The following is a 22393-nucleotide window of genomic DNA, read 5'->3' as shown; positions in this document are numbered from 1 at the left end:
AGGCTATGGTGTCTAGTTAGGAGATTGAAGCGCTAGGAGTGGCGATCGCCGATTTCTACCCAGCGAGCAACTACAAATGTTCTTTCTTTTGGTATACTAAAAAACTGAAGCAACTAGGCGGCATAGCCAAGTGGTAAGGCCGAGGACTGCAAATCCTTTATCCCCCAGTTCGAATCTGGGTGCCGCCTTGAGAAAGAAAATCAAGTCCCTTCAGCTTTTAGGGTTGGCGGGATTTTTGTTTTATTCAGGAAGTCCTAACACAGTGCCATTTCCTGCTACTACCTTGCCAATTTGATAAGCTAAAACATTCTGAGAAAGCATCCAACTTAAGGTAGATTTTGCTTGCTCTGGTGGCACGATCGCCACAAAACCGATTCCCATGTTAAATGTTTCAAACATCGCCGCTTCCCTGACTTTCCCAACTTCCGCTAACCACTGAAAAATACCTGGAATCTCCCAACTACCTAAATCAATCTCGACAGATTGATTTTCATTCAAACAGCGAGGGAGATTTTCTGGTAAACCACCACCAGTAATATGTGCCATCCCGCGAATGTCAATTCCTGAACGAATTGCTGCTAAAATTTCCTTGACATAAATGCGAGTTGGTGTTAGGAGAGTTTCGCCTAAAGTTTGACCTTGGAGAAATTCCGGGCGATCGCCCCAATCAACACCAGCGTCAGCAATAATTTTTCTGACCAAGGAAAAACCGTTACTATGAACGCCCGAACTAGCTAAAGCGATCGCTACATCTCCTACTTGTACCTGAGAACCAGCGAGTAACCTACTTCTTTCGACAATTCCCACACAAAAACCCGCAATGTCGTATTCGCCCAAACCGTAAAAACCAGGCATTTCTGCCGTTTCTCCACCCAAAAGAGCGCAACCGCTAATTTGACAACCTCGAGCGATTCCCGTCACCACCTCAGTCAACTGCTGAGAATTCAGCTTACCTGTAGCTAAATAATCCAAAAAAAAGAGCGGTTCTGCCCCTGAAGTCAGAATATCATTCACGCACATTGCTACCAGGTCAATCCCCACTGTATCGTGACGACCGAGAGCTTGAGCAACTTTTAACTTCGTCCCGACACCATCACAACCTGAAACTAAAACTGGTTCTGTGTAACCTAGAGGAAGTTGAAAAAAACCGCTAAAGCCTCCTAATTTGCCTAAAACCTCACTTCTGTGGGTACTTTCAACCAAACTGCGGATTTTGCCGACAAAAGATCGTCCCGCCTCAATGTCTACTCCGGCTTCGCGATAATCCATAACCATTAAACTCAATCTCTAATTGTTTGTAAATTTTTGTAAATTTTTTTATTAATTTTTTTTAAGAGAGAAAAAGCCATAAATACCATTATAGCGTTATTTGAGAGCAGACTGCATCTGTAAATTGATAGATGAGAATGTAATTACCCCGATCCCAAATCTCAAACTTCATGATAATCTGTTGCAGTTAAATAATTTCTCAACCAACCAAATAACTAAACTATTCCCAAAGATTTTGAATAAGGGACGTATGAATCAAAAAATTTGGAGTAGCCTGACGGCTGCCTTGCTAACAACCGCCTTTGGTATAACTTTACCCGGTCATACTGCACCAGTGCAGCCAGGAGCAGATCCAGATTTAGAGGAGCAGTCTTTACTAGCAACAAAGTTACCATTGGAAGTTGTTAACTCAACTCCTCAATCGAGCTCAGATGTGCTAGTTACCGAGTATCAATCCAGAAGAATAGCTGACGAAAACGAAAATTCACCAACCAAAGTTTATACCCATCAATGGCAGGGATACCTAGCAGCGACAGTTTACGTTAACCAAATTCCCGTCATCACGTTTATTGGTTCGACACCTCTACGAAGTGAAGATCGCAAACTGGTCGAAGAAGTTGAAATTCCCCAGACACTATATAGCAACGAAGGAAACCAGGAAATCGCGTCTAACTCTTCTGCTTATAAAAATGTTTCCCAAGACGATCCCGTCTGGCGAGCAACAAGTTTAGCCGCCCGTATTAATCAACTAAGCAAAGACAATATCGATGCTCGAACCATTGTGGTTAGTTGGGAAGAACAGCGCAACTCATTCATCATCAAAGTAGGAGAGGAAGAACTAGTTGCATTTGACCAAAAAACGATGTTACCAGATACCACTAGCGATCGCGCCGAAGATGCTCGACAAGCAACTAACCGACTGCGTCGTTTACTGGGAAATGCGGCACCATTACGAGAAGTAATTGGTTTACCCCAACAGCAACCCCAGCGCAAAACTCCAACACGGCAAGTAGCAATTAATCGAGCCGGATCTCAACGAGGAATGGCATCTTGGTACGGTCCAGGTTTCCACGGGCGTCGCAGCGCTAGCGGTGAAAGATTTAACCAAAATGCCATGACAGCAGCCCACCGTAGCTTACCTTTTGGGACGATGGTCCGAGTAACCAACCTGAATAACGGTCGGACGGCAGTTGTCCGAATCAACGATCGCGGTCCGTTCATCCGAGGTCGCGTGATTGATTTATCGGCTGGTGCGGCTAGAGCGATCGGAATGTTAAATTCTGGGGTAGCGCCCGTGCAATTAGAGATTATCGAACGCTAGTTAAGCAGCTACCACCTACCTGTATTTACCAGTAGAGACGTTGCTTGCAACGTCTCTACTTTTTTCTTCATTTGATTATGCTGCACGTAGTTGCAGCTTATTTTGTTCCAGCGATGGCAATTAAGGGAAAAAGTTGAATTTGATAAAGTTGAGTAAATAAACTGTTTACAGTAAATATGAACCATTATCAAGAAATCATTAAAGTTAAAACTCAGGGTAAGTCTTTGCAGAAGATAACTCGTCAGGTAGAGGCAGTAGTCGCTCACTCAGGGGTAAATAGTGGTTTGTGTACAATTTTTATTCGCCATACTTCTGCTAGTTTATTAATTCAAGAAAATGCTGACCCTGACGTTCTTAAAGATTTAGCAACTTTTTTTGCTAAGTTGGTACCTGAAGATCCCAGCCGCTATATTCACAATGCTGAAGGACCGGACGATATGCCTGCTCATATTCGTTCTGCTCTCACTCACACTAGCGAACAAATACCTATTTCTCACGGTAGATTAACCCTAGGAACTTGGCAAGGAATTTACCTTTGGGAACACCGACAGTACTCTCATCAGCGCGAAATTGTGGTTCATGTGAGCGGTAATTAACGAATTGTTTCAATTAGCTTGACAATTAAGCATTTAGTAATATTATTTACTAGTTCGCTCGCGAAGAAAAAAGACGCGAAATGGCTACAGCCTCAACGAAAAATTCGAGGGAAAAACAAAAATAAGTTGCTTCTTAATTTTTTCAGCAAGAAATAAAGCCCTTTTCGCGATCGAGATCGACTCTCACGATAGAGAAAAAGCGTTTCTGCTCAAAAGCTTGGTTAGTTGAAAGCGAAACCAACGACTCGAAGAAAAAAGGCGATATTTCTGGCTAATTTAACCTTATTTTCGCAAAACTGGTGACTAAGTCATGATTAGCAATAGCAACCAATGTCTGAGTACCAGGAAAAATCTTGCTACCTGAAAATGAGACGTTAGTCAAGTAAAGTTTAGCTAAATGCTTGCTTTCGGTTTTTTTTAGTAAACTAGAAATAACATACTAGAAGTAACATAATTGAGCGGTGTATCTTGTAGTTGCAAATAGCTGATCCTCAAAAAAAAATGGGTTGATACCAACTAAGATGTCTAATTACCCACCTAAAGCAAAAATGCCGAAGCAACAGATACCCGAATATGGTAATTTAGACCTGCGAGCTTCCAAAACTGTTAGTCTTCGTCGGGGTGTAGCGGTTGCCTGGTTCCGCATCGCAGTCTTTGCGATTTTGGATGCGATTTTAATCTCCTTAAGTTGGAAAGCGGCTAAGGTAGTAGTAGCAATTGTTCCTTGGTTTGAAAGCGTTGATTTTAACCTAATTAGAAAAACAGCCGAAGGACCGCCATTCCTGCCGCCAATTTTAGTAGTAACTTTAATTACTTTAGCTTCATCAGGACTGTATGGCGAAAGGGAAAGCCGTCGCCATTTTTTCAAGATAGTTAAGAGTTTAACTTTAGCACAAGTGATTCTTGTCCTGATCGCTTATTTGTATCGACCAGAGTTATTTATTTCTCGTTCGACTTTCTTACTAGCATGGTTATTTAGTATTATTTGGGTTTTGACAGGTCGCTTGGTAGTGGAAGGAGTTATTACCAGTCTTCGTCAAGAAGGAAAAGTAAGGCGTAAGATTGCTTTAATGGGTCGTCCTGAAGATACTGAACGAGCCGAGTTGATTTTAAAGTTAGTTAGTAAGAAAGAATTTCAGGTCATGGGTCGCTACGATGTTTTAAATTCAGAAGATAGCGATCGCTGGACGCAGACTTTAGAAGAAATATATCACACAGGTGTAGGGGAAGTGTTTGTCTGCTCTTGGCAGTCCCTAGGCGACCCGATGCAGCTTTATTGGAGTCTAAAATCAATAGGTGTATTACTCCGAATTTTGCCGATTGGTTTGGAAATTCCCCATCAAAGTCCGAAAATTGAGATGATTGGGGGATTGCCGACGATTCAATTCCGCCCTCCGGCTTTGCTTGGTAGCGATTTTTGGACAAAGCGGATTTTTGATTTAGTCGTTGCGGCGGGAATTTTAATTGTCTTGAGTCCAGTTTACTTGTTAATTGCGATCGCGATTAAAGTTGACTCTACAGGTCCGATATTTTACAAGCAAACCCGCGTTGGTTTACACGGACGACATTTTAAAGTCTGGAAATTCCGGACAATGGTTGTCAATGCTGACCAATTGCTCAAGCAGTTAGAGGCGCAAAATGAAATTAAAGGTGGTGTCCTGTTTAAAATGAAGGATGACCCACGCATTACTAAGGTAGGTAAGTTTCTCCGTCGCTATAGTTTAGACGAACTACCTCAAGTAATTAACGTGATTTTAGGTCAAATGAGTCTAGTCGGTCCGCGTCCTCTACCTTTACGAGATGTGGAAGGCTTCGCCGAGCATCATTTCATGCGTCATAATGTTTTACCAGGAATTACGGGGCTTTGGCAAGTTTCTGGGCGTTCGGATATTAAAGACTTTGAGGATGCTTTTAAGTTAGATGTTGCTTATATTAATAACTGGTCTTTAGCTCTTGATTTCCAAATTCTAGTCAAGACGGTTAAGGTGGTTTTAGGTAAGGAAGGTGCTTATTAACTGGGGAGGTGGTGACTGGGGACTGGGGACTGGGTAACAAGAATGATTCACTCATAACTGTTATCTAAGTGAGCGTAATTATTCGTAAGATGGTGGTGAGATTTTAAGCTTATTTATCGCCACCTATTTAACTATTCACTGATAACCGATTTTCCCAGTCCCCAATCACCAATCCCTAATCACCAATCCCCAATCCCCAATCCCTAACCGTAACGCATTTCCTGGGTAGGGGGAATGGCTGTAGCAGGGTCGAATTTACGCAATTTGAGCATTTGTAAACTCAAAAGCCAAACGTAGTGGGGATTGAGTAAAACGTAGCGTTTCCAGAGGCGTTTCGGTTCTTGTATCAGCCGATAAAACCACTCTAACCCTAAATCTTGGAGGATTTTCGGGGCTTGGGAAACAGTTCCCGCATGGAAGTCAAAAGCTGCACCAACGGCGAGTAAAGGCATTGAGAGTAATTCTCGGTATTCGTAAGCCCAGACTTCTTGGCGAGGACAGCCTAGCCCAACTAAAGTAATAGCTGCACCACTGTCTTTAATTTGTTGAGCAATTTCCAGCTTTTCTTCAGCCGAAACTTGGCGAAAGCGAGAAGGTTGAAAGCCAGTAATTATTAGTTTAGGGTAACGCGATCGCAAATTGTCGGCGAATTGTTGCAAGACTTGTTCGCGAGAACCGTATAAATAAATTGGTAGTCCTTCGGCGGCGGCTCGTTCGCAGGTAAGTAAAGTTAAATTAGGACCGTAAACGCGATCGCCTAATTTTGCCTGATAAAGTAAATTTAATGCCCAACGTACAGGTTGACCGTCGGGACAAATTAAATCAAAATTATTCAAACGGTAGCGATGGGTATCGTCTAAAGCCCCTGTCATTACCCCATGTACTGCGAGGGCGGAAACTGCTAAACCTTGTTTCTCTTTCGCCGCAGTAATAATTCTTTCGACGGCACCCTCGTAGTCAATTACGTTAACTTTGATCCCAATAACATTGCGTTTTCCTGCATCAATCATCAGACTGCCTCTTTTGACCAACGTTCTTGGTTAAATTCGTAAATTTCCTGCAAAATTTGCGGGACATTGTACTTCATTTGCCAATTTGGATAATGATTTGCGAAGCGTGTATTATCGCTAATCCACCAAATATGATCGCCAATCCGATTTTGTTCGGAATAAGTCCAATTTAACTCTCGTCCGGCAATTTCCTGACAGAAATTAATTGCTTCCAACATGGAACAATTACTGTAACGTCCGCCTCCAGTGTTGTAAACTTCTGCGCTTCTGGGTGCTTTAAAGAACTCGTTAAAAGCATTAATCAAGTCAGCACTGTGAATATTATCGCGAACCTGCTTACCTTTATAACCGAAAACTGTATAAGGTTTCCCAGTTACAGCGCATTTCATTAAATAAGCTAGAAAACCATGCAGTTGCGTACCGGAATGATTGGGACCTGTCAGACAGCCGCCGCGAAAACAAGCGGTTTTCATGTCAAAATAGCGTCCATATTCTTGCACTAACACATCCGCAGCAACTTTACTCGCACCGAATAAACTGTGAGTAGTATGGTCGATAGACATATCTTCCCGAATACCTGGGGAATAGGTATGATTGGGGTCAATTTCCCAGCGAGTTTCTTGTTCAATTAAAGGTAAGCGGTTGGGAGTATCGCCATAAACTTTATTCGTAGAAGTAAAAATAAAAGCCGCTTCTGGGGCGTATTCCCGCGTTGCTTGGAGTAAATTAAGCGTACCGTTAGCATTAACTGTAAAATCCATGTGAGGGTCGCGTGCAGCCCAATCGTGAGAAGGTTGAGCCGCCGTGTGAACGATTAAAACTAGATCGGAACCGTACTTTTGGAATAAATTAGAAATTGCTTCGCGATCGCGAATATCTGCCTCGAAATGAGTATATTGTTTTCCTAACTCTTGTTCTAATCTTTTGCGGTTCCAGGTAGTTGAGGCTTCTTCACCAAAAAATACCTTCCGCATATCGTTATCAATTCCGACTATTTCTAATCCTTCTTTCGCAAAGAATTTAGAAGCTTCGGAACCAATTAAACCCGCCGAACCAGTAATAATCGCAACGCTCACTTGTTACTCCTTAACTACAATAATTTCTGCTTGTTAAAACTACTTTTACTCTGTCACCAGAGAGATTACCTCAACAAAATCATCTGCTGCGGTTTTGGGAGTAGTTTTCGCTATTAACTCTGAGGATTTCTTCCCCATTTGTGCGCTTAATTCCGGATTCTCCAAAAACTGACCCATAAATTTAGCTAATTCTTCTGGTTGATAAGGGTCAAAAATATAACCATTTTCTCCTTCCACAACCATTTCTGCTGCACCCGCCCATTTAGAACATAAAACTGGTTTACCAAACACCATTGCTTCCAGGGGAACCATACCCCAAATGTCTTCTAAAGTGGGGAAAACAAACACATCTGCTTGTTCAAAATATGCACCTAATTTCCCATATTCCACAAAGCCTAACCAAGTGACTATCTCACTCAGACCTCTTTCTTCAATTGTGGCTTCTAATTCTGCTCTTTGCTCTCCTTTCCCAATTACAACCAAGCTATAATTTTCATAACCTTGTTGCTTGAGAATCGAGCAAGCTTCAATCAAAGACTTAATTCCTTTTCTGGGTGTAATTCGCCCTACATAAAGAAAAATTGGGCGTTTTTGCTCTAACTTTTGCACCTCTGCTTCAGCAGAATTTTGCTGTAAAGTTTGGACATCGGGAACTAAATAAGTTTTCTTATAAACCTTATCCGCAGGCGCCCCTAGCCCCTCTACTAAATATTTTTTTCCGCCTTCGCTGTTGGAAATAAAAGCATCTGCACTCTTAGAAATCCACTTACGAAAAAAAGAACGAATCCCTGAATCCTCAAAATCCGTATTTGGCGAACTACCGTCCCAAATAATAATAAACTTCCACTTCCCAAGCGGCTTAAACAAGAACGCTAGTAACGTCCATAAAGAATAAGCCTGTGCTAAAACAACATCAGGTTTAAACTTCAGTAAATAGTTAACAATTCCCGGCGAAAGAATCATCAACCGACGACTATAACCCTCAGTTTTTTTAATCTCTAAAGACTTCATTTCGCCGACAATTTTAATTAGATCCGCTCCCGGAACTTTCGAGTCAAATCCGGGCCAAACTAAACCAGTATAAAATCTTGTCTGCGGGTAAGCTTTTTTAAATTCTGCTAAAACTGGTTGCCAATAAGCTCCCAATTCTACCGAAGGCACTAACCAAGCAACCCGTAAATTTTGATTCATAGGGTGTCCCTAATTGCTGCCAAAATTATTATGCCCAATTTTAGGTTTGGGTTTTACTTTGTCGAAATAATCCGGTAACTGAGAGCCAAACTAATCTTCTATATGGTATCAACCAATAGACAATCCACAAGGGAAATGGACCTGCATATCTTTGAGCAAAAACTTTCCATTCATTTAAGGGATGGAGAGTTTCGTCTTCAAAAGGTAAGCCTTTTGGTTGAGCAATTTTTTTCAATCCTTCGCTAGCCTTGACTCTGGGCGGTCTTTTCACTCCAGGAACGTAATTGCGCGAACAGGTTCCCACGTAACCTGGACAAATCCAAACTGTACAGCCTTGTTTTCTCGCCCGTAAACCATAGTCCCAATCTCCGGCATAATGGGTGAAAGCTGGGTCTAAGTTGCCGACTACTTCCACCACCGATCGCGGAATGAGAACGCAGTTACCGTTGATTGTATCGCAGGGTTTGGCTTCGTCTCCTGGTTCGAGGAGGTCAAATTTAATTGGTCGCAGCAAACTCCGCCGTATCACTCCACCATAAGTTAATTCTCCCGTATCAGCATCTTGAGTCGAACCGGAAATGAGCGGACGCGGATGTCCTTGGGCGGTTAAACTCTGATGAGTATCGAGGAGATTGGTCAAAGCGTGGGGGTAGAGTAGCGTATCATCATTCAACCAGAGGTAAAAGTCATAGTCTTGCTTAATTGCTTCTGTAAAAGCTTGACGCATTCCGCCATTCCAAAATAAGTTACCCGTTCCTCGGCGAATATGAACTTGGGGGAAAGCTTGACTGACAGCTTCCGTCGTACCATCGTTACTACCATCGTCTACGAGATAAACCTCTATACTCGCCTTGTTGGCGAGTAGTTTTTGGTTGTAGAGTGCTTCTAGACAAGCTAGAGTTTTCGCCTTGCGGTTGAAACAGGTCAGTAATGCTGCTACGCGATCGCGCTCCATCGTTTTTGGGACAATTTCCAAATTTATATCTTATTTACTTGTTACTATATAACAAGATTCAATTAGTTGTTATAACTTACTTCGGAATCTTAATTTATCTTTCCGGAAGAATATTTTTCCTCTCTCGCCCCATGAGTTAATCTCAGCTATTCGATCGCCTACTTTTAAACTCAGAGTCAGCAATTATGGAAGATTTTGGTGTTATTATTGCCTGTTGTTATCAAGATTACTTATTTGCTAAGGGCTGTTGTGCTAGTGTTAGACATTTTTTAGGTGATGTACCTTTGTGTCTGTTGGTTGATGGTTCTTTTCCAGTTGATTCTTTAGTAAATGTTTATGGTGTGAAGGTAATTAATCACCAAAATGTTAGTAATCAAATTTTGCGTCAAAGAAGTTTTGGTTGGGGAAAAACCAAGATGGTTGCTTTCTGGGAGAGTCCTTGGCAGCATTTTTTGATGTTGGATGCGGATACTAATGTTTGGGGAGATGTTCTCAAGTATGCTAATTTCCAAGATTACGATGTCGTCATCGATCGACCTAATTATGGTTATCCAGATTCGGAGATAATTGAGTTTTTTTTCGATATTGAAGGTGTTGAAAAACATTTCCCCGATTTTAATTGGCAGGTGCATCGAGATAAGTATTTTTGTACGGGAACCTTTTTTGCCACGCGAGATATTTTTAGTCTAGATGAATATATAGAAATTCTCGATTTTACGGAAAAATATCCTCATATTTTTAAATATGGAGAGATGGGATTTTTGAATTTTATGCTGTTTCGGGCGGCTGATGCGGGTAAAATTAGACTCGGACAGGCGGATATGCAAATTATTGTCCCGGATTACGATCGAAACGATCTGAAAAAGCGTTTTCCGGTTACTGAAACTGGTCCAGTTGTGGAAAATAATGAAGCAAAAGTTATTCATTGGTGCGGTCCAAAACCTTTACTGGCGACGAAAAAAGCTTATGCCGATCCGATGAGTTTTTGTCGGCGACAGTTTCTTGATTTAGAAAAAGGTTTGAGCGGAAATCAGGCAGATTTGGCACTGCGTTGGGAGGACAGTTATAGTACATTTATTAAATATAAAAATAAAGCTCGGAAAAAAATAAAAAAGTTTTTTGGGGCTAAAGGATAATTATAATTTTGCCGCTCAAGTTTGTCTGAAAAAAAAATAGGGGAAAATGTAAAGTGTCAGAAGATAAATCAACTGTATTGGTGACAGGAGGAGCGGGTTATATTGGCTCTCACGCGGTGTTAGCATTACAAAAAGCGGGTTATAAGGTGGTGGTTCTTGATAACTTGGTCTATGGACATCGAGAGCTAGTAGAAGAGGTTTTAAAGGTAGAATTGGTTGTCGGAGATACTAGCGATCGCGCTTTTCTGGATAATCTTTTTGCTACTCACAATATTGCGGCGGTCATGCACTTTGCTGCTTATACTTATGTGGGTGAGTCGGTAACAGATCCTGGTAAATATTATCACAATAATGTGGTCGGAACGCTGACTTTATTGTCAGCAATGGTAGCAGCAAATGTCAAAAAGTTTGTCTTTTCTTCTACTTGCGCTACTTATGGAATACCCGAAGAAATTCCCCTCCCGGAAACTCATTCCCAAAAGCCGATTAATCCTTATGGGATGAGTAAGTTAATGGTAGAACAAATCTTAACTGATTTCGATCGCGCTTACGAGCTAAAATCAGTACGTTTCCGTTATTTTAATGCTGCGGGAGCAGATCCAAGTGGTTTATTAGGAGAAGATCACGATCCGGAAACCCATTTAATTCCGTTAGTGTTATTAACTGCTTTAGGTAAACGCGAATCAATTGCAATTTTTGGAACCGATTATCCGACTCCCGATGGAACTTGTTTGCGGGATTATATTCACGTTACTGACTTAGCTGATGCTCATGTTTTGGGCTTAGAATATTTGTTAAAAGGTGGCGAAACTAATGTCTTTAATTTAGGTAATGGTAACGGTTTTTCGGTGCGAGAAGTAATCGATACAGTTAAGAAAGTTACTGGTAAAAATTTCTCTGTGGTAGAATGCGATCGCCGTCCTGGAGATCCACCTAGTTTGGTGGGTACGAGTGCAAAAGCTCGTCAAATTTTGGGCTGGTATCCTCAATATACGGACTTAAATGAAATTATCCGTCATGCTTGGCAATGGCATCAACAGCGTCATGGTTAATTGGGGACTGGGGACTGGGGACTGGGGACTGGGGAGAGACAAACTGATAACTGATAACTGGTCACTGATAATTGATAACTGGTCACTGCTAACTGTTAAATGTATTACCTAGGAATTGATTTTGGAACTTCGGGTGCGAGGGCTATAGTTGTTGATGAGCAAAAAACGATTCAAGTTGAAGCCAAGGAGCATATAAAAGAACATTTGTCAAGGAATTGGGCGGAAGCTTTATTTAATTTAATCGAGCAAATTCCAGGGAAAATTAGGGCTGAGATAAAAGCGATCGCCATCAATGGTACATCATCGACGGTGTTATTGTGCGATCGCCAAGGAAATCCTCTGGATAAACCTATTTTATACAACGATAAACGCGGTGTAGCGGTAAGAGAAAAATTAACTGAAATTGCTCCCGAAAATCACGTTACTTTAAGTCCTACTTCGAGTTTAGCAAAATTACTTTGGTGGGAAGCACAACCTATTTTTGCTCAAGCTAGTTTCTTTCTTCATCAAGCAGATTGGTTAGCTTTTTTATTACATGGAAAATTGGGAATAAGTGACTATCATAATGCACTGAAACTCGGTTACGATATCGAAAATTTATGTTATCCTGACTGGTTAAATAATTTACCAATAAAATCATTATTACCTCAAGTTTTACCTCCAGGAACACCAGTTAGCGAAGTAAAAGATGATTTAATTAAACAATTCAATTTGCAAAAAAATTGTCTAGTATGTACTGGTACAACTGATAGTATCGCTGCATTTATTGCTAGTAGCGCAAATCAACCAGGTGAAGCAGTAACCTCTCTCGGTTCAACTTTAGTTCTCAAGTTATTAAGTGACAAGCGAGTTGAGGATGCAAAATACGGAATTTACAGCCACAGACTGGGAAATTTATGGTTAACAGGTGGTGCGTCAAATACAGGTGGGGCTGTGTTGCGAGAATTTTTTAGCGATGAAGAATTAGCTCGTTTGAGTAGTCAAATTGATGGGAATGTAGAGAGTCCTTTAACATATTATCCCTTATTAGCAGTTGGCGATCGCTTCCCCATTAACGACCCCAATTTACCACCGCAGTTAGAACCACGTCCAGACAATCCCGTAGAATTTTTACATGGTTTACTCGAAAGTATCGCCCGAATTGAAGCGCGAGGTTATCAATTGTTACAAGACTTAGGCGCAACTCAACTCAGTCGGGTATATACTGCTGGTGGTGGCGCGAAAAATGCGACTTGGAGAAAAATTCGTCAGCGTCATTTGCAAGTACCTGTAACTTCTTCAGAGAATACCGCAGCCGCTTTTGGGACAGCATTATTAGCGAAAAACTGCTAATAACTTCCTTTTGCTACACTCATCAGAGAGTCGCGAGTCGAATGTGCAAAAATTGCTGCTTGAGTGCGATCGCGTAAGTTCAATCTCTGTAAAATACTGGTAACATGATTTTTCACTGTCTTTTCAGCAATATGCAATGTTTTTGCAATTTCTTTATTACTCGCACCAGTAGCAATTAACTCTAAAATTTCCTGTTCTCTCGGAGTAAGTTCCTCCCAATCAGGAGTAGGATTAGAACTAAGAATTTTAATCCGAGCAAATACTTTTTTCCCTAACCCCGGTCCAATATGAGTATAACCCTTATACACAGCTTGAATTGCCAAAGCTAACTCATCCGGAGGCGTATTTTTCAACAAATAACCTGCTGCACCATATTTTAGCGCTTGAGTTAAATACTCATCTTCATCATCAACAGTCAATACCAGCACTTTTGTCTTCTCGAAACGCTGACAAATTTTTTGCGTCGCTTCCACACCATTCATCACAGGCATTTGTATATCCATTAATACCACATCCGGCTGTAAAGCCTCCACCTGTCGAATAGCAGCTTCTCCGTTATCCGCTTCTCCTATTACTTCTAAGGAATTATCCACATCCAGACTAAGATAACATTTTTATGCCTGCTTATTTACCAAGAGTAACAGACAGCCTAAGCAGCAAAAACGTCTTGAAGAAAGCAGCTTTCAACCAATAGACATTTCTCAGATACAGTTGAGACAAGATGAGCAAATTGCTCGCTTAGAAAAAAAATTTGATTTACTGCTGAAAGAATTAGGTGTAGAAAAAGAAATTAGAGCAAAAACCGAATATGAAGTTATTTTAGAATTAGTTCCCGCAGATAAAAAAATTGCTGTCCTCAAAGCAGTAAGACTATTAACAGATATGGGACTAAAAGAAGCTAAAGATTTAGTTGAGTCCACACCAGCAGTAATTAAAAGAAAAGTAAGCGGGTACGAAGCGGAAAAGATTGCCACCAAACTTAGAAATGCAGGTGCAACTGTAAGTATTCATTAACAAATTGTCTAGCCTTTTAGTGCATAATCTGCTGTTCTATAATCACTTCTTTTCTTATTTTTTTCATTGACGCGAAAAGATTTACTTAATGGATCTTGGCGTGACGGGCAATAAAATATTATCATTGAGAAAGAACACAGCGAAACATATTTATGAGCAAATCCAATAAAAAAAAGCACAAAATCTCTGCAACTGAAGCTAGCGCAACTCAACAAGCAGCCGCAAACGCGAAAACAGAAATCACCCAACAAGTAGCACCAGAAACACTGTTATCAAATCATCAGCCACCTCAGCCAAATTATCCCAGCTATCGAGTTAAACCGGGAGAAAGAATTTCCCTGGCTGAAATCGATCCTAACCAGTCAGAAGACTATCAGACGAAGAAAGACATAAAAAAGAAACTTAAGCGAGAAAAAAAGCGTCTCGCAACTCTTCAAGAACGATTTTATGCTGAAAATAAACGCAGTTTATTAATTGTGCTTCAATCAATGGATACAGGTGGAAAAGATGGCACAATTAAGCACGTTTTTCAAGGTATAAACCCTCAAGGTTGTCGAGTTTGGTCATTTAAAATGCCAAGTCAAGAAGAAGCAAGTCACGATTTTTTATGGCGCTATCATCAACGCGCACCCAAACAGGGAATGATTACTATTTTTAACCGTTCCCATTATGAAGATGTACTAATTGTAAGGGTAAAAAATTTAGTTCCGGAAGAAGATTGGCGCAAGCGGTATGATACGATTAACCAGTTTGAACAGATGCTTACTCTTGATAATATTACGGTAATTAAATTTTTTCTCCACATTTCCAAAGACGAACAAAAATGGCGTTTAGAAAGGAGGCTAAAAAATATGGATAAGCGCTGGAAATTTTCTAAAAATGATATCCAAGAGCGAAAATATTGGGATGAATATCAAGCTGCTTTTGAAGAAGCAATTAATAATTGTTCCACAGAATATGCTCCTTGGTATGTAATTCCAGCTAATAAAAAGTGGTATCGTAATTTGGCGATCGCGCGAATACTTGCTGACACTTTAGCTGCGATGAATCCCCAATTTCCTGAACCGGAACTGGATTTGGATAATATTATTATTCAGTAGGTTTGTAGTAAGGATTTTAGGGCTGAAAAATCGGACTAAAGTCCTCACTACCAACTAGGAAGCTTAATAATTGTCCTTTTTTACGGGTTTATCTCTATTCTCCGCCCACTTTTCTGCTTGGGCTGTAGCGATAAGCCTGCGGCATAGCTTCGCTTACCGCTACAGCCCTCCCTTCCCTACCAGGGAAGGGGGAGTATTTTTCTCTCTAAATTTAGTGGAAAGAAAGTTCCCCTCTCCGCGTCGGGGAGGGGTAATAATACCTTGAAAAACCTAACCCCCCAACCCCTTTTCCTACCAGGGAAGGGGGAGTATTTTTCTCTCTAGATTTAGTGGAAAGAAAGTTCCCCTTTCCGCGTCGGGGAGGGGCTAGGGGAGGGGTTACTAATTTACTTAACTTTTTGCATGGGCGCAACTTTCGGATCGATGATTTTTTGTCCTAAACTGGGGAATTTTATCGCGACAGAAACTTTATTTCCTGTGCCGAAAACGTGAGTAATTTCGCCTAGTCCAAAGCTTTTGTGAACTACGCGATCGCCCACTTGCCATGTCTGTTGTTTGTTGTTACCAGAAGTGGCAGTTACGCTTTTTTGACGCCGAGGTTTATAGGCTACCGCAGGTTGGACATTGGTAGTAATTAAATCTTCAGGTAATTCTTGCAAAAATTGCGAAGGAATAGCTATTTCTCGCGCACCCCAAAGACGACGTTCTCTGGTATAAGTTAAGAATAATTGTTCTTGGGCGCGAGTAATTCCTACATAACACAATCTGCGTTCTTCTTCTAAGGCGATTGGATCGTCAATTGTGCGATGATTGGGGAATAATCCTTGTTCTAAACCTACTAAAAATACTACTGGAAATTCTAGTCCTTTCGCGGAATGCAATGTCATTAAAGAAACTGCTTTTTCGCCTTCTTTCAGGTTATCTAAATCTGAGGCTAAGGAAGCGCTTGCTAAGAAACCAGTTAAGGTTGTGTCTTGGTTTTCTTCTTGGAATTGGTAAACAGCATTATACAGTTCTTCGACGTTTTCTAGTCTGTTTTCGGCTTCGTCTGTGCCTTGTTTTTTCAAGTCGTCGATGTAACCAGATTCTGACATGATTCCGCGCACAATTTCTGTGGCTTCGAGGTTATTTATTTCTGTTTGAAAATGCTGAATCATTTGCGCGAATTTATTCACAGATTTCGCTGCACGTCCAGCGAGAGTATTAACGGAAGTTTCGTCGCTAATTATTTCCCAAAGGGGAACTCCTAATTCGACTGAAGCACTAACTAAACGATCGACTGTGGTTTTACCAATACTGCGTTTGGGTGTGTTAATTATTCTAATCAAACTAACAGTGTCGGCTGGGTTGGCGATGATTCGTAAATAGGCGATCGCGTCTTTTATTTCTTTGCGATCGTAGAATTTTAAGCCACCGACAATTGTATAAGGAACTCTACCTAGTAATGCTTCTTCAAAGGCGCGGGATTGAGCGTTGGTACGATACAAAATAGCAAAGCTACCCCAATTTATTTCGGGATTATTGCGTGCTAAATTCATTATTTGACTAACGACAAATTCTGCTTCTTCTACTTCGTTGTCAGCTTTATAAACATAAATTTGCTCGCCAAATCCTCTGGTTGGACGCAGAATTTTATCGATCCGTTCGGTATTTTTTTCGATTAGTTTATTCGCAGCTTGAAGAATATTTTCTCTGGAACGATAATTTTCTTCTAACTTAACCATTGTGCGAGTATCATCATCAGGCAAATTATCACCAAAGTCTTGCTGAAAATCCAAAAGTATGGTATAATCTGCCATACGGAAGCTATAAATTGATTGGTCGGCATCACCAACTACAAAAACTGAGCGATCGCGCCAATCCCATTTTCTTTTATCAGTTTCGTTATTAGTTGCTAAAAGCCTTATCAATTCGTATTGAATTCGGTTGGTATCTTGATATTCGTCTACGAGAATATGACGGAATTTTTCATACCAATAACCTAAAACAGTTTCATTCTGTTGAAACAATCTTACTGGAATTAAAATTAAGTCGTCAAAGTCGAGAGCATTGTTATTAGCAAGTTGGTTTTGATACTCTTCATAAACTTCAGCAACAACTCGACCCCAATAATCACCTTTTTCTCTGGCAAATTCTGCGGGCGATAAACCTAAGTTTTTGGCATTACTAATTGCGTAACGAACAGAACGAGGATTAAATTTTTTATCATCTAGGTTAAGTTGTTTGGTGACAATATTTTTCACTAATGTTTGCGCGTCAGATTCATCGAAAATAGAAAAATTTCGGTTCCAAATACGTCCTTTTTCGTCTTGGTATTTATTAATATCGTAGCGAAGAATCCGCGCAAATAAACTATGAAAAGTTCCAATCCAAAGCGGTTTAATTGTCGTTTTATAAGCGCGAGAAGCTAGTCGAGTTTGCTCGTCAGCAGATAATAACTCTAGACGTTGACCGTGTTTTTGTTGCGCTAACTGTTGAGCGAATATTTTTTCAATTCGTTCCTTCATTTCCCGCGCTGCTTTATTAGTAAATGTCACCGCGAGAATATTTTCGGGATTAACTTTATGCTTAAGAATTAAATTAGCAATCCGATAAGTTAAAGCGCGGGTTTTACCTGAACCAGCACCAGCAACAACTAGCAATGGACCGCAATAATGTTCCACTGCTTGACGTTGGGAAGGATTGAGATGAGCGAGAAAGTTAGTAGTTACAGTCATAATTTTATAATATTAGCGATCGCGCGATCGCGTCATTCTTCAAGTAAGCTATCTTATCCTATCGAAGATTAGAACAAAATCTAGCAAGTAAGTCATAATAATTGAAAGAAGACAACAAACTTGATATTATGACTATTGCTCCTAGTACCAAAGATAGCACTCAACCAGATTGGGAGCCGGAGTATTATAATCCGCCACCGAGTGATTTACCTTACGACGATGGTGAACCTTTGGAATCTAGCCGTCATCTCTATGCTATGACTACCTTAATTCGTTCAGTGGAACAAGCCTTTGCTGAACGTACCGACTATTTTGTCGGTGGAAATATGTTCGTTTATTTTAGTTCAACGCAGGCGAGAAACCGAGATTTTCGCGGTCCAGATTTCTTTTTTGTGGCTAATGTTGATGGTAGCTACGAACGTCGTACTTGGACGGTTTGGGAAGAAAATGGTCGCTACCCTGATGTAATTATCGAATTAATGTCGGAAAGTACCGCTTCGGTAGATTTGAATGAGAAAAAAGAGATTTACGAACGAACTTTCCGCACTAGAGAATACTATGTTTTTGACCCTTTTAATCCGGATTCTTTGCAAGGTTGGCGTTTAAATGGGGAATTGCGTTATCAACCAATAACGCCCGATGAAAGAGGTTGGTTACGCTGCGAAACTTTAGGTTTTTGGCTGGGTACTTGGGCTGGTACTATCGGGCGCGATAATATTATCTGGCTGAGATTTTACGACGATGATGGTAATGTCGTTCCTTTACCGGAAGAAGTAGCGGAAAATAAAGGAAAAGAACAAGGTTTACAAGAGGGGATGCAGCGATCGCTACTGCGTTTACTTCAACGTCGTTTTGGTACAATACCCGAAACAATATCAACTGATTTATCACAAAAGAGCCTAGAACAACTGGAAAATCTTTTAGAAGTAGCGATGGAAGTAAAATCTCTCGAAGAGTTTCTGGAAAATCTCACTTAAAATTTGCCAAACAAAACCCGCCGTAGTGGGTTAATTCAAAAGGCGAATGGCGGGATTTTCACCCACATTTCCTGGTCTACTCCAAGGTGTTTTCTAATTTAAACTACATCGCCAGTGGCGGCGGACTGACTTTAACAGTCATCTCTTTCGTGCAGCAAAAGTGCTTTATATTTAAGCTACGCCGCCGTTAGCGGCGAACCGGATCGAACGGTCATCTCCACGCTCTGAAGATGGGCGTTTTCTCCTTTTAAACTTCACCGCTTTGTCAGGTTATTTTCTAGTATACAACTAAGTTTAACTCCTTAAATTAGTTAGAAACAAAATTTAAATTAACCATCTAAGTTTGTAGAGACGTTGCGGGCAAAGTATCGATCTAATTATCAAATATAGTCAACATTTTTCTATTTGACATCAGTTACCATTCTGTTTCAGCGTAGTCTTTAAACAATTTCCCAAACTGATGTTTTTCTTCATTCAATCCTAAATAAATTGGATCGCAAATTCTGGCGGCTGCGTCAGACAAATCAAAAGGTGGTTTAACTCCCCGCGCTTGCATAGCTTGAGTTTGCGGATAGGGATGAAGAAAACTAATCCATCCGGGGTCAACACAATTCATAAAAATTCGCTGTTTGGCGTATTCTTTAGCGCAGGTACAAGTCATTTGATTTAGGGCTGCTTTTGCCATATTAGTATGAGGATGTCGCCAAGGTTTATCGAAACCGTTAAATTTCCCTTCTTGGGAAGAAACGTTAATAATATATTTGTTCGTTTCGGGATGTTTCCTCATTAATGGTTTGAGTCGGCTGTTAATTACAAAAGGCGCGATCGCGTTAACTAAATGTACTTCTAGCAACTCAACTATACTGACTTCCTCATCTTTCATTATCCAGCTATTTTCAGAACGCAAATCAAGTTGTTGTCCGTCAGCATCGTACTTTCCAGGTGGAAATAGTTCCGGATTATCTTTCTCATCACCAGGAAGCAAAGGAAGTTGTGAAAATGCGGCAGAAGTTAACTCAAAAGGGAAAGTTTGCCTTAATTGTCCGTAAATTAACGCCTTTTCTGACTCAGATGTTAGTAATTGCGCTAAATTCATCCCTGATGAATGATATTGTTTTAATAAAGGTTGAATTTCCTGGGGTAAGGAACTAAAATCTTGTGCTTCAAATGCGAGTAAATGGCGATAAAATGGAGGTGGGCGGCGAATTGTTTGGGCGGCGTTATTAATAATAATGTCGAGTCGATTTGAGAAACTTTGCACATAAGCGATAAAAGACTCGATACTGGGAATGTGGCGCAAATCTAAACCAAAAATTTGTAGACGCGAGATCCACTCAAGAAAATCTATTTCCTGTGCGTAGCGAATCGCGGCGTCATGGGGAAATCTAGTTGTTACAATTACAGAAGCACCTGCTCTCAGTAATTTTACTGCCACCGCGTAACCAATTTTAATTCTTGCTCCGGTAACAAGTGCGGTTAAACCGCTTAAATCAGCCGTTTGCTGGCGCTTTTGATAGTTCAACTCGCCACAATCGTTACAAAGTCCAGAATAGAAAAAGTGTTCTTTTTCGAGAAAAGCCTTACATACAAAGCAACGCTGTTTTTTCTCCATTAGAATTAATTTTTGCGATCGCTTCCCACTTTTACAGTTACTTTTCGCCAATTGATTCACATTTATGGTATTTTGTCAATATCAACTTCTAAACGCGAGATCCGTATTTTCCCTTAAACTTAATTTAACTTCATCAAGTTTGCTGCAACCAGGAGAAAATACAACTAGGCAAAATCCTAGTTTTAGCTCAACTTTGAGAAAAACAAACTTACTGATTTGGAGGTGTTCGCGCAAATGTTAAACCAGAAAAATATAGTTTAGTTTCTAGCTAAATTTCTCAGTTGAATCCACTACAAGTATTAAACTTGAATCAATACCATAGGTGAGTAATAATGACGCATAACTTAACTGAATTTCCAGTCACTAAAGACAAAAAAAAGACAAATAAGATTCTCGTTGTTGACGATGATTCTGGAATTCGTAATTTAATTTACCGTTTTTTAGGTAATCTAGACTATGAAATGGAGTCAGCTAGAGATGGCGAAACGGCACTGAAAATTTTTGCAGAATTCCAACCGGATTTGGTAATTTTGGATGTAGTTTTACCCGACATTATTGGTTATAAAATCTGCAAACAAATTAAACAGAAGAGTTCGCGTACTCGCGTGATGTTATTGACTAGTCTCAAAGACGTCGAAGATCAAGTAACTGGCTTAGAATGTGCTGATGCTTTTGTTACCAAACCTTTTCATTTGCGAGTTTTGGAAAAACAAGTTCAGGCACTTTTGCGACTGCTTCCTGCTCCTAGTAATCACGATCGAGAACAACTTGTCTTTGGTAGTTTAAAGATTAATCCTGTAAGTCGCGAAGTTACTAAAGAACAAGAAACTATTTCTTTAACCGTTTTAGAATTCGATCTGTTGTATTGTTTAGCAAAGCAACCAAATAAAGCTTGGAGTCGCAAAGAACTAATCAAAGAAGTATGGGGTCACAATTATGTTGCTGACGAGAGATTAGTTGACGTTCATATCGGTCAAATTCGGAGAAAGATTGAAGTAATTCCCAATCAACCAGAATTTGTCCATACTGTTCGTGGTTATGGCTATAAATTCGAGTTTTATCCGAAAGATCGAGCCGCTTGTTGAACTTCAAAAAATAGCCAGAGTATCATCTAAAACTCTGTTGCAGTTTTGACTAAAACAATCATTAAAATCTTCTTCGCTTTCTCGGTGAATAAAGTAATTTTTAGCGCTCTTTTAAAACCCAAAAAGGCGTAAACTTTTAACCATAGTTTGCGCCTTCAATTCTATTTGACCTAAAATTTGAATCAGATTTCCTTGGCTTTGTCAATAAATTCAGTTAATACAAATTCAGATCCGATCGCAGAGTAATATCGAGATCGCTATTCGGGTTAATAGAAATCACCTCAGCACTTTCGCTGCGTCCCAAAATTAAACCGCCAAGAGTACCCAAAATCGCACCACCAAGAACTTCTTCTGTAGCGATCGCTTTATCTCCCGTTACCGCCGCAATTACCGCCGCCGCCGAAGCTCCAATACTCGCACCGCGCAAAATCTCGCTGGTTCTCGAACCACGACGAATTTCTTCTCTTCTGGTTACGATCCTAGAATCAGCATTAAGATACTGTCGTCGATTATTAATAATTATTTCTTCTGCCACAAACCGAGAACCGCCACTGGTAGGCTCTAATTTACCAACTACCTCACTACCAAAAGGAACTAATAAACGACCGTCGCGGTTTCTAATATTTGCCGCCACAGTTAAAGTCAAATCCATTGTTTCATCAAGAGCGACTAAAATTTTCTCAGCTTCTTTATATTCCACTGGGATTTCCGTACCTCTAGGAATAACTAATCGATTAAAACTAGGACTTGGATTACGGCGATTAGAAGGTGGTGGAAATAATTGAGCCGAAGCAGGTGTCGGTATCAACATAGGTACAGCAGCAGTTGTACCGAGCAAAAGTGCCATAAAAGCAGATGTTCCAGATTGACAGCGATTGAAGCCAAACATCGATGATACCGTCCTTTGTACTTCCTAAACTTAACAATTGATAAAT

The 22393-nt window shown here is 40.4% G+C and carries 19 protein-coding genes and 1 tRNA gene; 11 read left to right on the top strand and 9 right to left on the bottom strand.

All coding sequences use genetic code 11. The annotated features are described in order from the left end of the window. Positions 1–116: 116 nt before the first annotated feature. Positions 117–188, top strand: a tRNA-Cys gene (locus G3T18_RS04855). 52 nt (positions 189–240) lie between these two features. On the opposite strand, the gene purM is transcribed toward G3T18_RS04855, so the two are convergent. After that, on the bottom strand, positions 241–1269 hold the full coding sequence (gene purM / locus G3T18_RS04850; RefSeq protein WP_224409406.1) for a phosphoribosylformylglycinamidine cyclo-ligase: 1029 nt from the start codon (positions 1267–1269) through the stop codon (positions 241–243). Between the two features lie 250 nt (positions 1270–1519). Here purM and G3T18_RS04845 point away from each other — a divergent pair, with 250 nt between their 5' ends. The 3 genes from G3T18_RS04845 to G3T18_RS04835 all read left to right on the top strand — a co-directional run bounded on the left by G3T18_RS04845 (position 1520) and on the right by G3T18_RS04835 (position 5201). Next, positions 1520–2590 carry a septal ring lytic transglycosylase RlpA family protein gene (locus G3T18_RS04845; RefSeq protein ID WP_224409397.1) on the top strand — a complete coding sequence of 357 codons (1071 nt, stop codon included), beginning with the start codon at positions 1520–1522 and terminating at the stop codon, positions 2588–2590. Positions 2591–2766: 176 nt separating this feature from the next. Further along, a complete protein-coding gene (locus G3T18_RS04840; protein ID WP_224409396.1) occupies positions 2767–3186 on the top strand; it encodes a secondary thiamine-phosphate synthase enzyme YjbQ in 420 nt (139 codons plus the stop codon). A gap of 548 nt (positions 3187–3734) precedes the next feature. Next, positions 3735–5201, top strand: a complete 1467-nt coding sequence (locus G3T18_RS04835; protein WP_224409395.1) for a sugar transferase — start codon at positions 3735–3737, stop codon at positions 5199–5201. 203 nt (positions 5202–5404) lie between these two features. Here the strand turns inward: G3T18_RS04835 and G3T18_RS04830 are convergent, their stop codons facing one another. The 4 genes from G3T18_RS04830 to G3T18_RS04815 are packed head-to-tail and all read right to left on the bottom strand — an operon-like array spanning position 5405 to position 9454. Further along, positions 5405–6211: a WecB/TagA/CpsF family glycosyltransferase gene (locus G3T18_RS04830; protein WP_224409394.1), complete on the bottom strand. Its 807-nt coding sequence runs from the start codon at positions 6209–6211 to the stop codon at positions 5405–5407. Beyond that, a complete protein-coding gene (locus tag G3T18_RS04825) occupies positions 6211–7287 on the bottom strand; it encodes an NAD-dependent epimerase/dehydratase family protein (protein WP_224409393.1) in 1077 nt (358 codons plus the stop codon). Before G3T18_RS04825 ends, G3T18_RS04830 begins: the two co-directional genes overlap by 1 nt. Before the next feature lie 45 nt (positions 7288–7332). Beyond that, positions 7333–8478 carry a glycosyltransferase family 4 protein gene (locus tag G3T18_RS04820; RefSeq protein WP_224409392.1) on the bottom strand — a complete coding sequence of 382 codons (1146 nt, stop codon included), beginning with the start codon at positions 8476–8478 and terminating at the stop codon, positions 7333–7335. A 40-nt stretch (positions 8479–8518) separates the two neighbouring features. After that, a complete protein-coding gene (locus tag G3T18_RS04815) occupies positions 8519–9454 on the bottom strand; it encodes a glycosyltransferase family 2 protein (protein WP_318013929.1) in 936 nt (311 codons plus the stop codon). Positions 9455–9618: 164 nt separating this feature from the next. On the opposite strand from G3T18_RS04815, the gene G3T18_RS04810 reads away from it, so the two are divergent. The 3 genes from G3T18_RS04810 (at position 9619) to G3T18_RS04800 (ending at position 12953) form a co-directional block, all read left to right on the top strand. Further along, positions 9619–10569, top strand: coding sequence for a hypothetical protein (locus G3T18_RS04810; RefSeq protein WP_224409391.1), 951 nt, complete (start codon positions 9619–9621; stop codon positions 10567–10569). 53 nt (positions 10570–10622) lie between these two features. Beyond that, complete coding sequence (galE, locus tag G3T18_RS04805) at positions 10623–11621, top strand: UDP-glucose 4-epimerase GalE (protein ID WP_224409390.1); 999 nt, start codon at positions 10623–10625, stop codon at positions 11619–11621. Positions 11622–11720: 99 nt separating this feature from the next. Then, positions 11721–12953: an FGGY-family carbohydrate kinase gene (locus G3T18_RS04800; protein ID WP_224409389.1), complete on the top strand. Its 1233-nt coding sequence runs from the start codon at positions 11721–11723 to the stop codon at positions 12951–12953. Here the strand turns inward: G3T18_RS04800 and G3T18_RS04795 are convergent. After that, a complete protein-coding gene (locus G3T18_RS04795; protein ID WP_318013928.1) occupies positions 12950–13546 on the bottom strand; it encodes a response regulator transcription factor in 597 nt (198 codons plus the stop codon). The genes G3T18_RS04800 and G3T18_RS04795 overlap by 4 nt on opposite strands. A 118-nt stretch (positions 13547–13664) precedes the next feature. Between G3T18_RS04795 and G3T18_RS04790 the strand changes: the two genes are divergently transcribed. Together G3T18_RS04790 and G3T18_RS04785 are read left to right on the top strand one after the other, a co-directional pair. After that, positions 13665–13967: a bL12 family ribosomal protein gene (locus tag G3T18_RS04790; protein ID WP_224409388.1), complete on the top strand. Its 303-nt coding sequence runs from the start codon at positions 13665–13667 to the stop codon at positions 13965–13967. 152 nt (positions 13968–14119) lie between these two features. Continuing rightward, a complete protein-coding gene (locus G3T18_RS04785) occupies positions 14120–15067 on the top strand; it encodes a polyphosphate kinase 2 family protein (RefSeq protein ID WP_224409387.1) in 948 nt (315 codons plus the stop codon). A gap of 386 nt (positions 15068–15453) precedes the next feature. On the opposite strand, the gene pcrA is transcribed toward G3T18_RS04785, so the two are convergent. Beyond that, entirely contained in the window at positions 15454–17784 is a 2331-nt protein-coding gene (gene pcrA, locus G3T18_RS04780; RefSeq protein ID WP_224409386.1) for a DNA helicase PcrA, read from the bottom strand. A 128-nt stretch (positions 17785–17912) separates the two neighbouring features. Between pcrA and G3T18_RS04775 the strand changes: the two genes are divergently transcribed. Beyond that, complete coding sequence (locus tag G3T18_RS04775; RefSeq protein WP_224409385.1) at positions 17913–18761, top strand: Uma2 family endonuclease; 849 nt, start codon at positions 17913–17915, stop codon at positions 18759–18761. Positions 18762–19176: 415 nt separating this feature from the next. On the opposite strand, the gene G3T18_RS04770 is transcribed toward G3T18_RS04775, so the two are convergent. After that, positions 19177–20433, bottom strand: a complete 1257-nt coding sequence (locus G3T18_RS04770; RefSeq protein WP_224409384.1) for an SDR family NAD(P)-dependent oxidoreductase — start codon at positions 20431–20433, stop codon at positions 19177–19179. Between the two features lie 272 nt (positions 20434–20705). Here G3T18_RS04770 and G3T18_RS04765 point away from each other — a divergent pair, with 272 nt between their 5' ends. Next, a complete protein-coding gene (locus G3T18_RS04765; protein WP_224409383.1) occupies positions 20706–21458 on the top strand; it encodes a response regulator transcription factor in 753 nt (250 codons plus the stop codon). Positions 21459–21672: 214 nt separating this feature from the next. Here the strand turns inward: G3T18_RS04765 and G3T18_RS04760 are convergent, their stop codons facing one another. Next, entirely contained in the window at positions 21673–22347 is a 675-nt protein-coding gene (locus tag G3T18_RS04760; RefSeq protein ID WP_224409382.1) for a hypothetical protein, read from the bottom strand. Positions 22348–22393: the final 46 nt, after the last annotated feature.

The organism is Oscillatoria salina IIICB1 (genome assembly GCF_020144665.1).
Classification (GTDB): Bacteria; Cyanobacteriota; Cyanobacteriia; order Cyanobacteriales; family SIO1D9; genus IIICB1.
The sequence above is the reverse complement of the archived record's forward strand: the minus strand, read 5'-3'. Positions and strand labels throughout refer to the sequence as shown.

Bases quoted from the DNA above. Each gene is read 5' to 3' on its own strand.
- pcrA (WP_224409386.1), bottom strand. From the start codon at position 17,784: ATGACTGTAACTACTAACTTTCTCGCTCATCTCAATCCTTCCCAACGT.
- G3T18_RS04830 (WP_224409394.1), bottom strand. From the start codon at position 6,211: ATGATTGATGCAGGAAAACGCAATGTTATTGGGATCAAAGTTAACGTA.
- G3T18_RS04765 (WP_224409383.1), top strand. From the start codon at position 20,706: ATGACGCATAACTTAACTGAATTTCCAGTCACTAAAGACAAAAAAAAG.
- G3T18_RS04845 (WP_224409397.1), top strand. From the start codon at position 1,520: ATGAATCAAAAAATTTGGAGTAGCCTGACGGCTGCCTTGCTAACAACC.
- G3T18_RS04785 (WP_224409387.1), top strand. From the start codon at position 14,120: ATGAGCAAATCCAATAAAAAAAAGCACAAAATCTCTGCAACTGAAGCT.
- G3T18_RS04840 (WP_224409396.1), top strand. From the start codon at position 2,767: ATGAACCATTATCAAGAAATCATTAAAGTTAAAACTCAGGGTAAGTCT.
- G3T18_RS04800 (WP_224409389.1), top strand. From the start codon at position 11,721: ATGTATTACCTAGGAATTGATTTTGGAACTTCGGGTGCGAGGGCTATA.
- G3T18_RS04775 (WP_224409385.1), top strand. From the start codon at position 17,913: ATGACTATTGCTCCTAGTACCAAAGATAGCACTCAACCAGATTGGGAG.
- G3T18_RS04810 (WP_224409391.1), top strand. From the start codon at position 9,619: ATGGAAGATTTTGGTGTTATTATTGCCTGTTGTTATCAAGATTACTTA.
- purM (WP_224409406.1), bottom strand. From the start codon at position 1,269: ATGGATTATCGCGAAGCCGGAGTAGACATTGAGGCGGGACGATCTTTT.
- G3T18_RS04835 (WP_224409395.1), top strand. From the start codon at position 3,735: ATGCCGAAGCAACAGATACCCGAATATGGTAATTTAGACCTGCGAGCT.
- G3T18_RS04760 (WP_224409382.1), bottom strand. From the start codon at position 22,347: ATGTTTGGCTTCAATCGCTGTCAATCTGGAACATCTGCTTTTATGGCA.
- G3T18_RS04820 (WP_224409392.1), bottom strand. From the start codon at position 8,478: ATGAATCAAAATTTACGGGTTGCTTGGTTAGTGCCTTCGGTAGAATTG.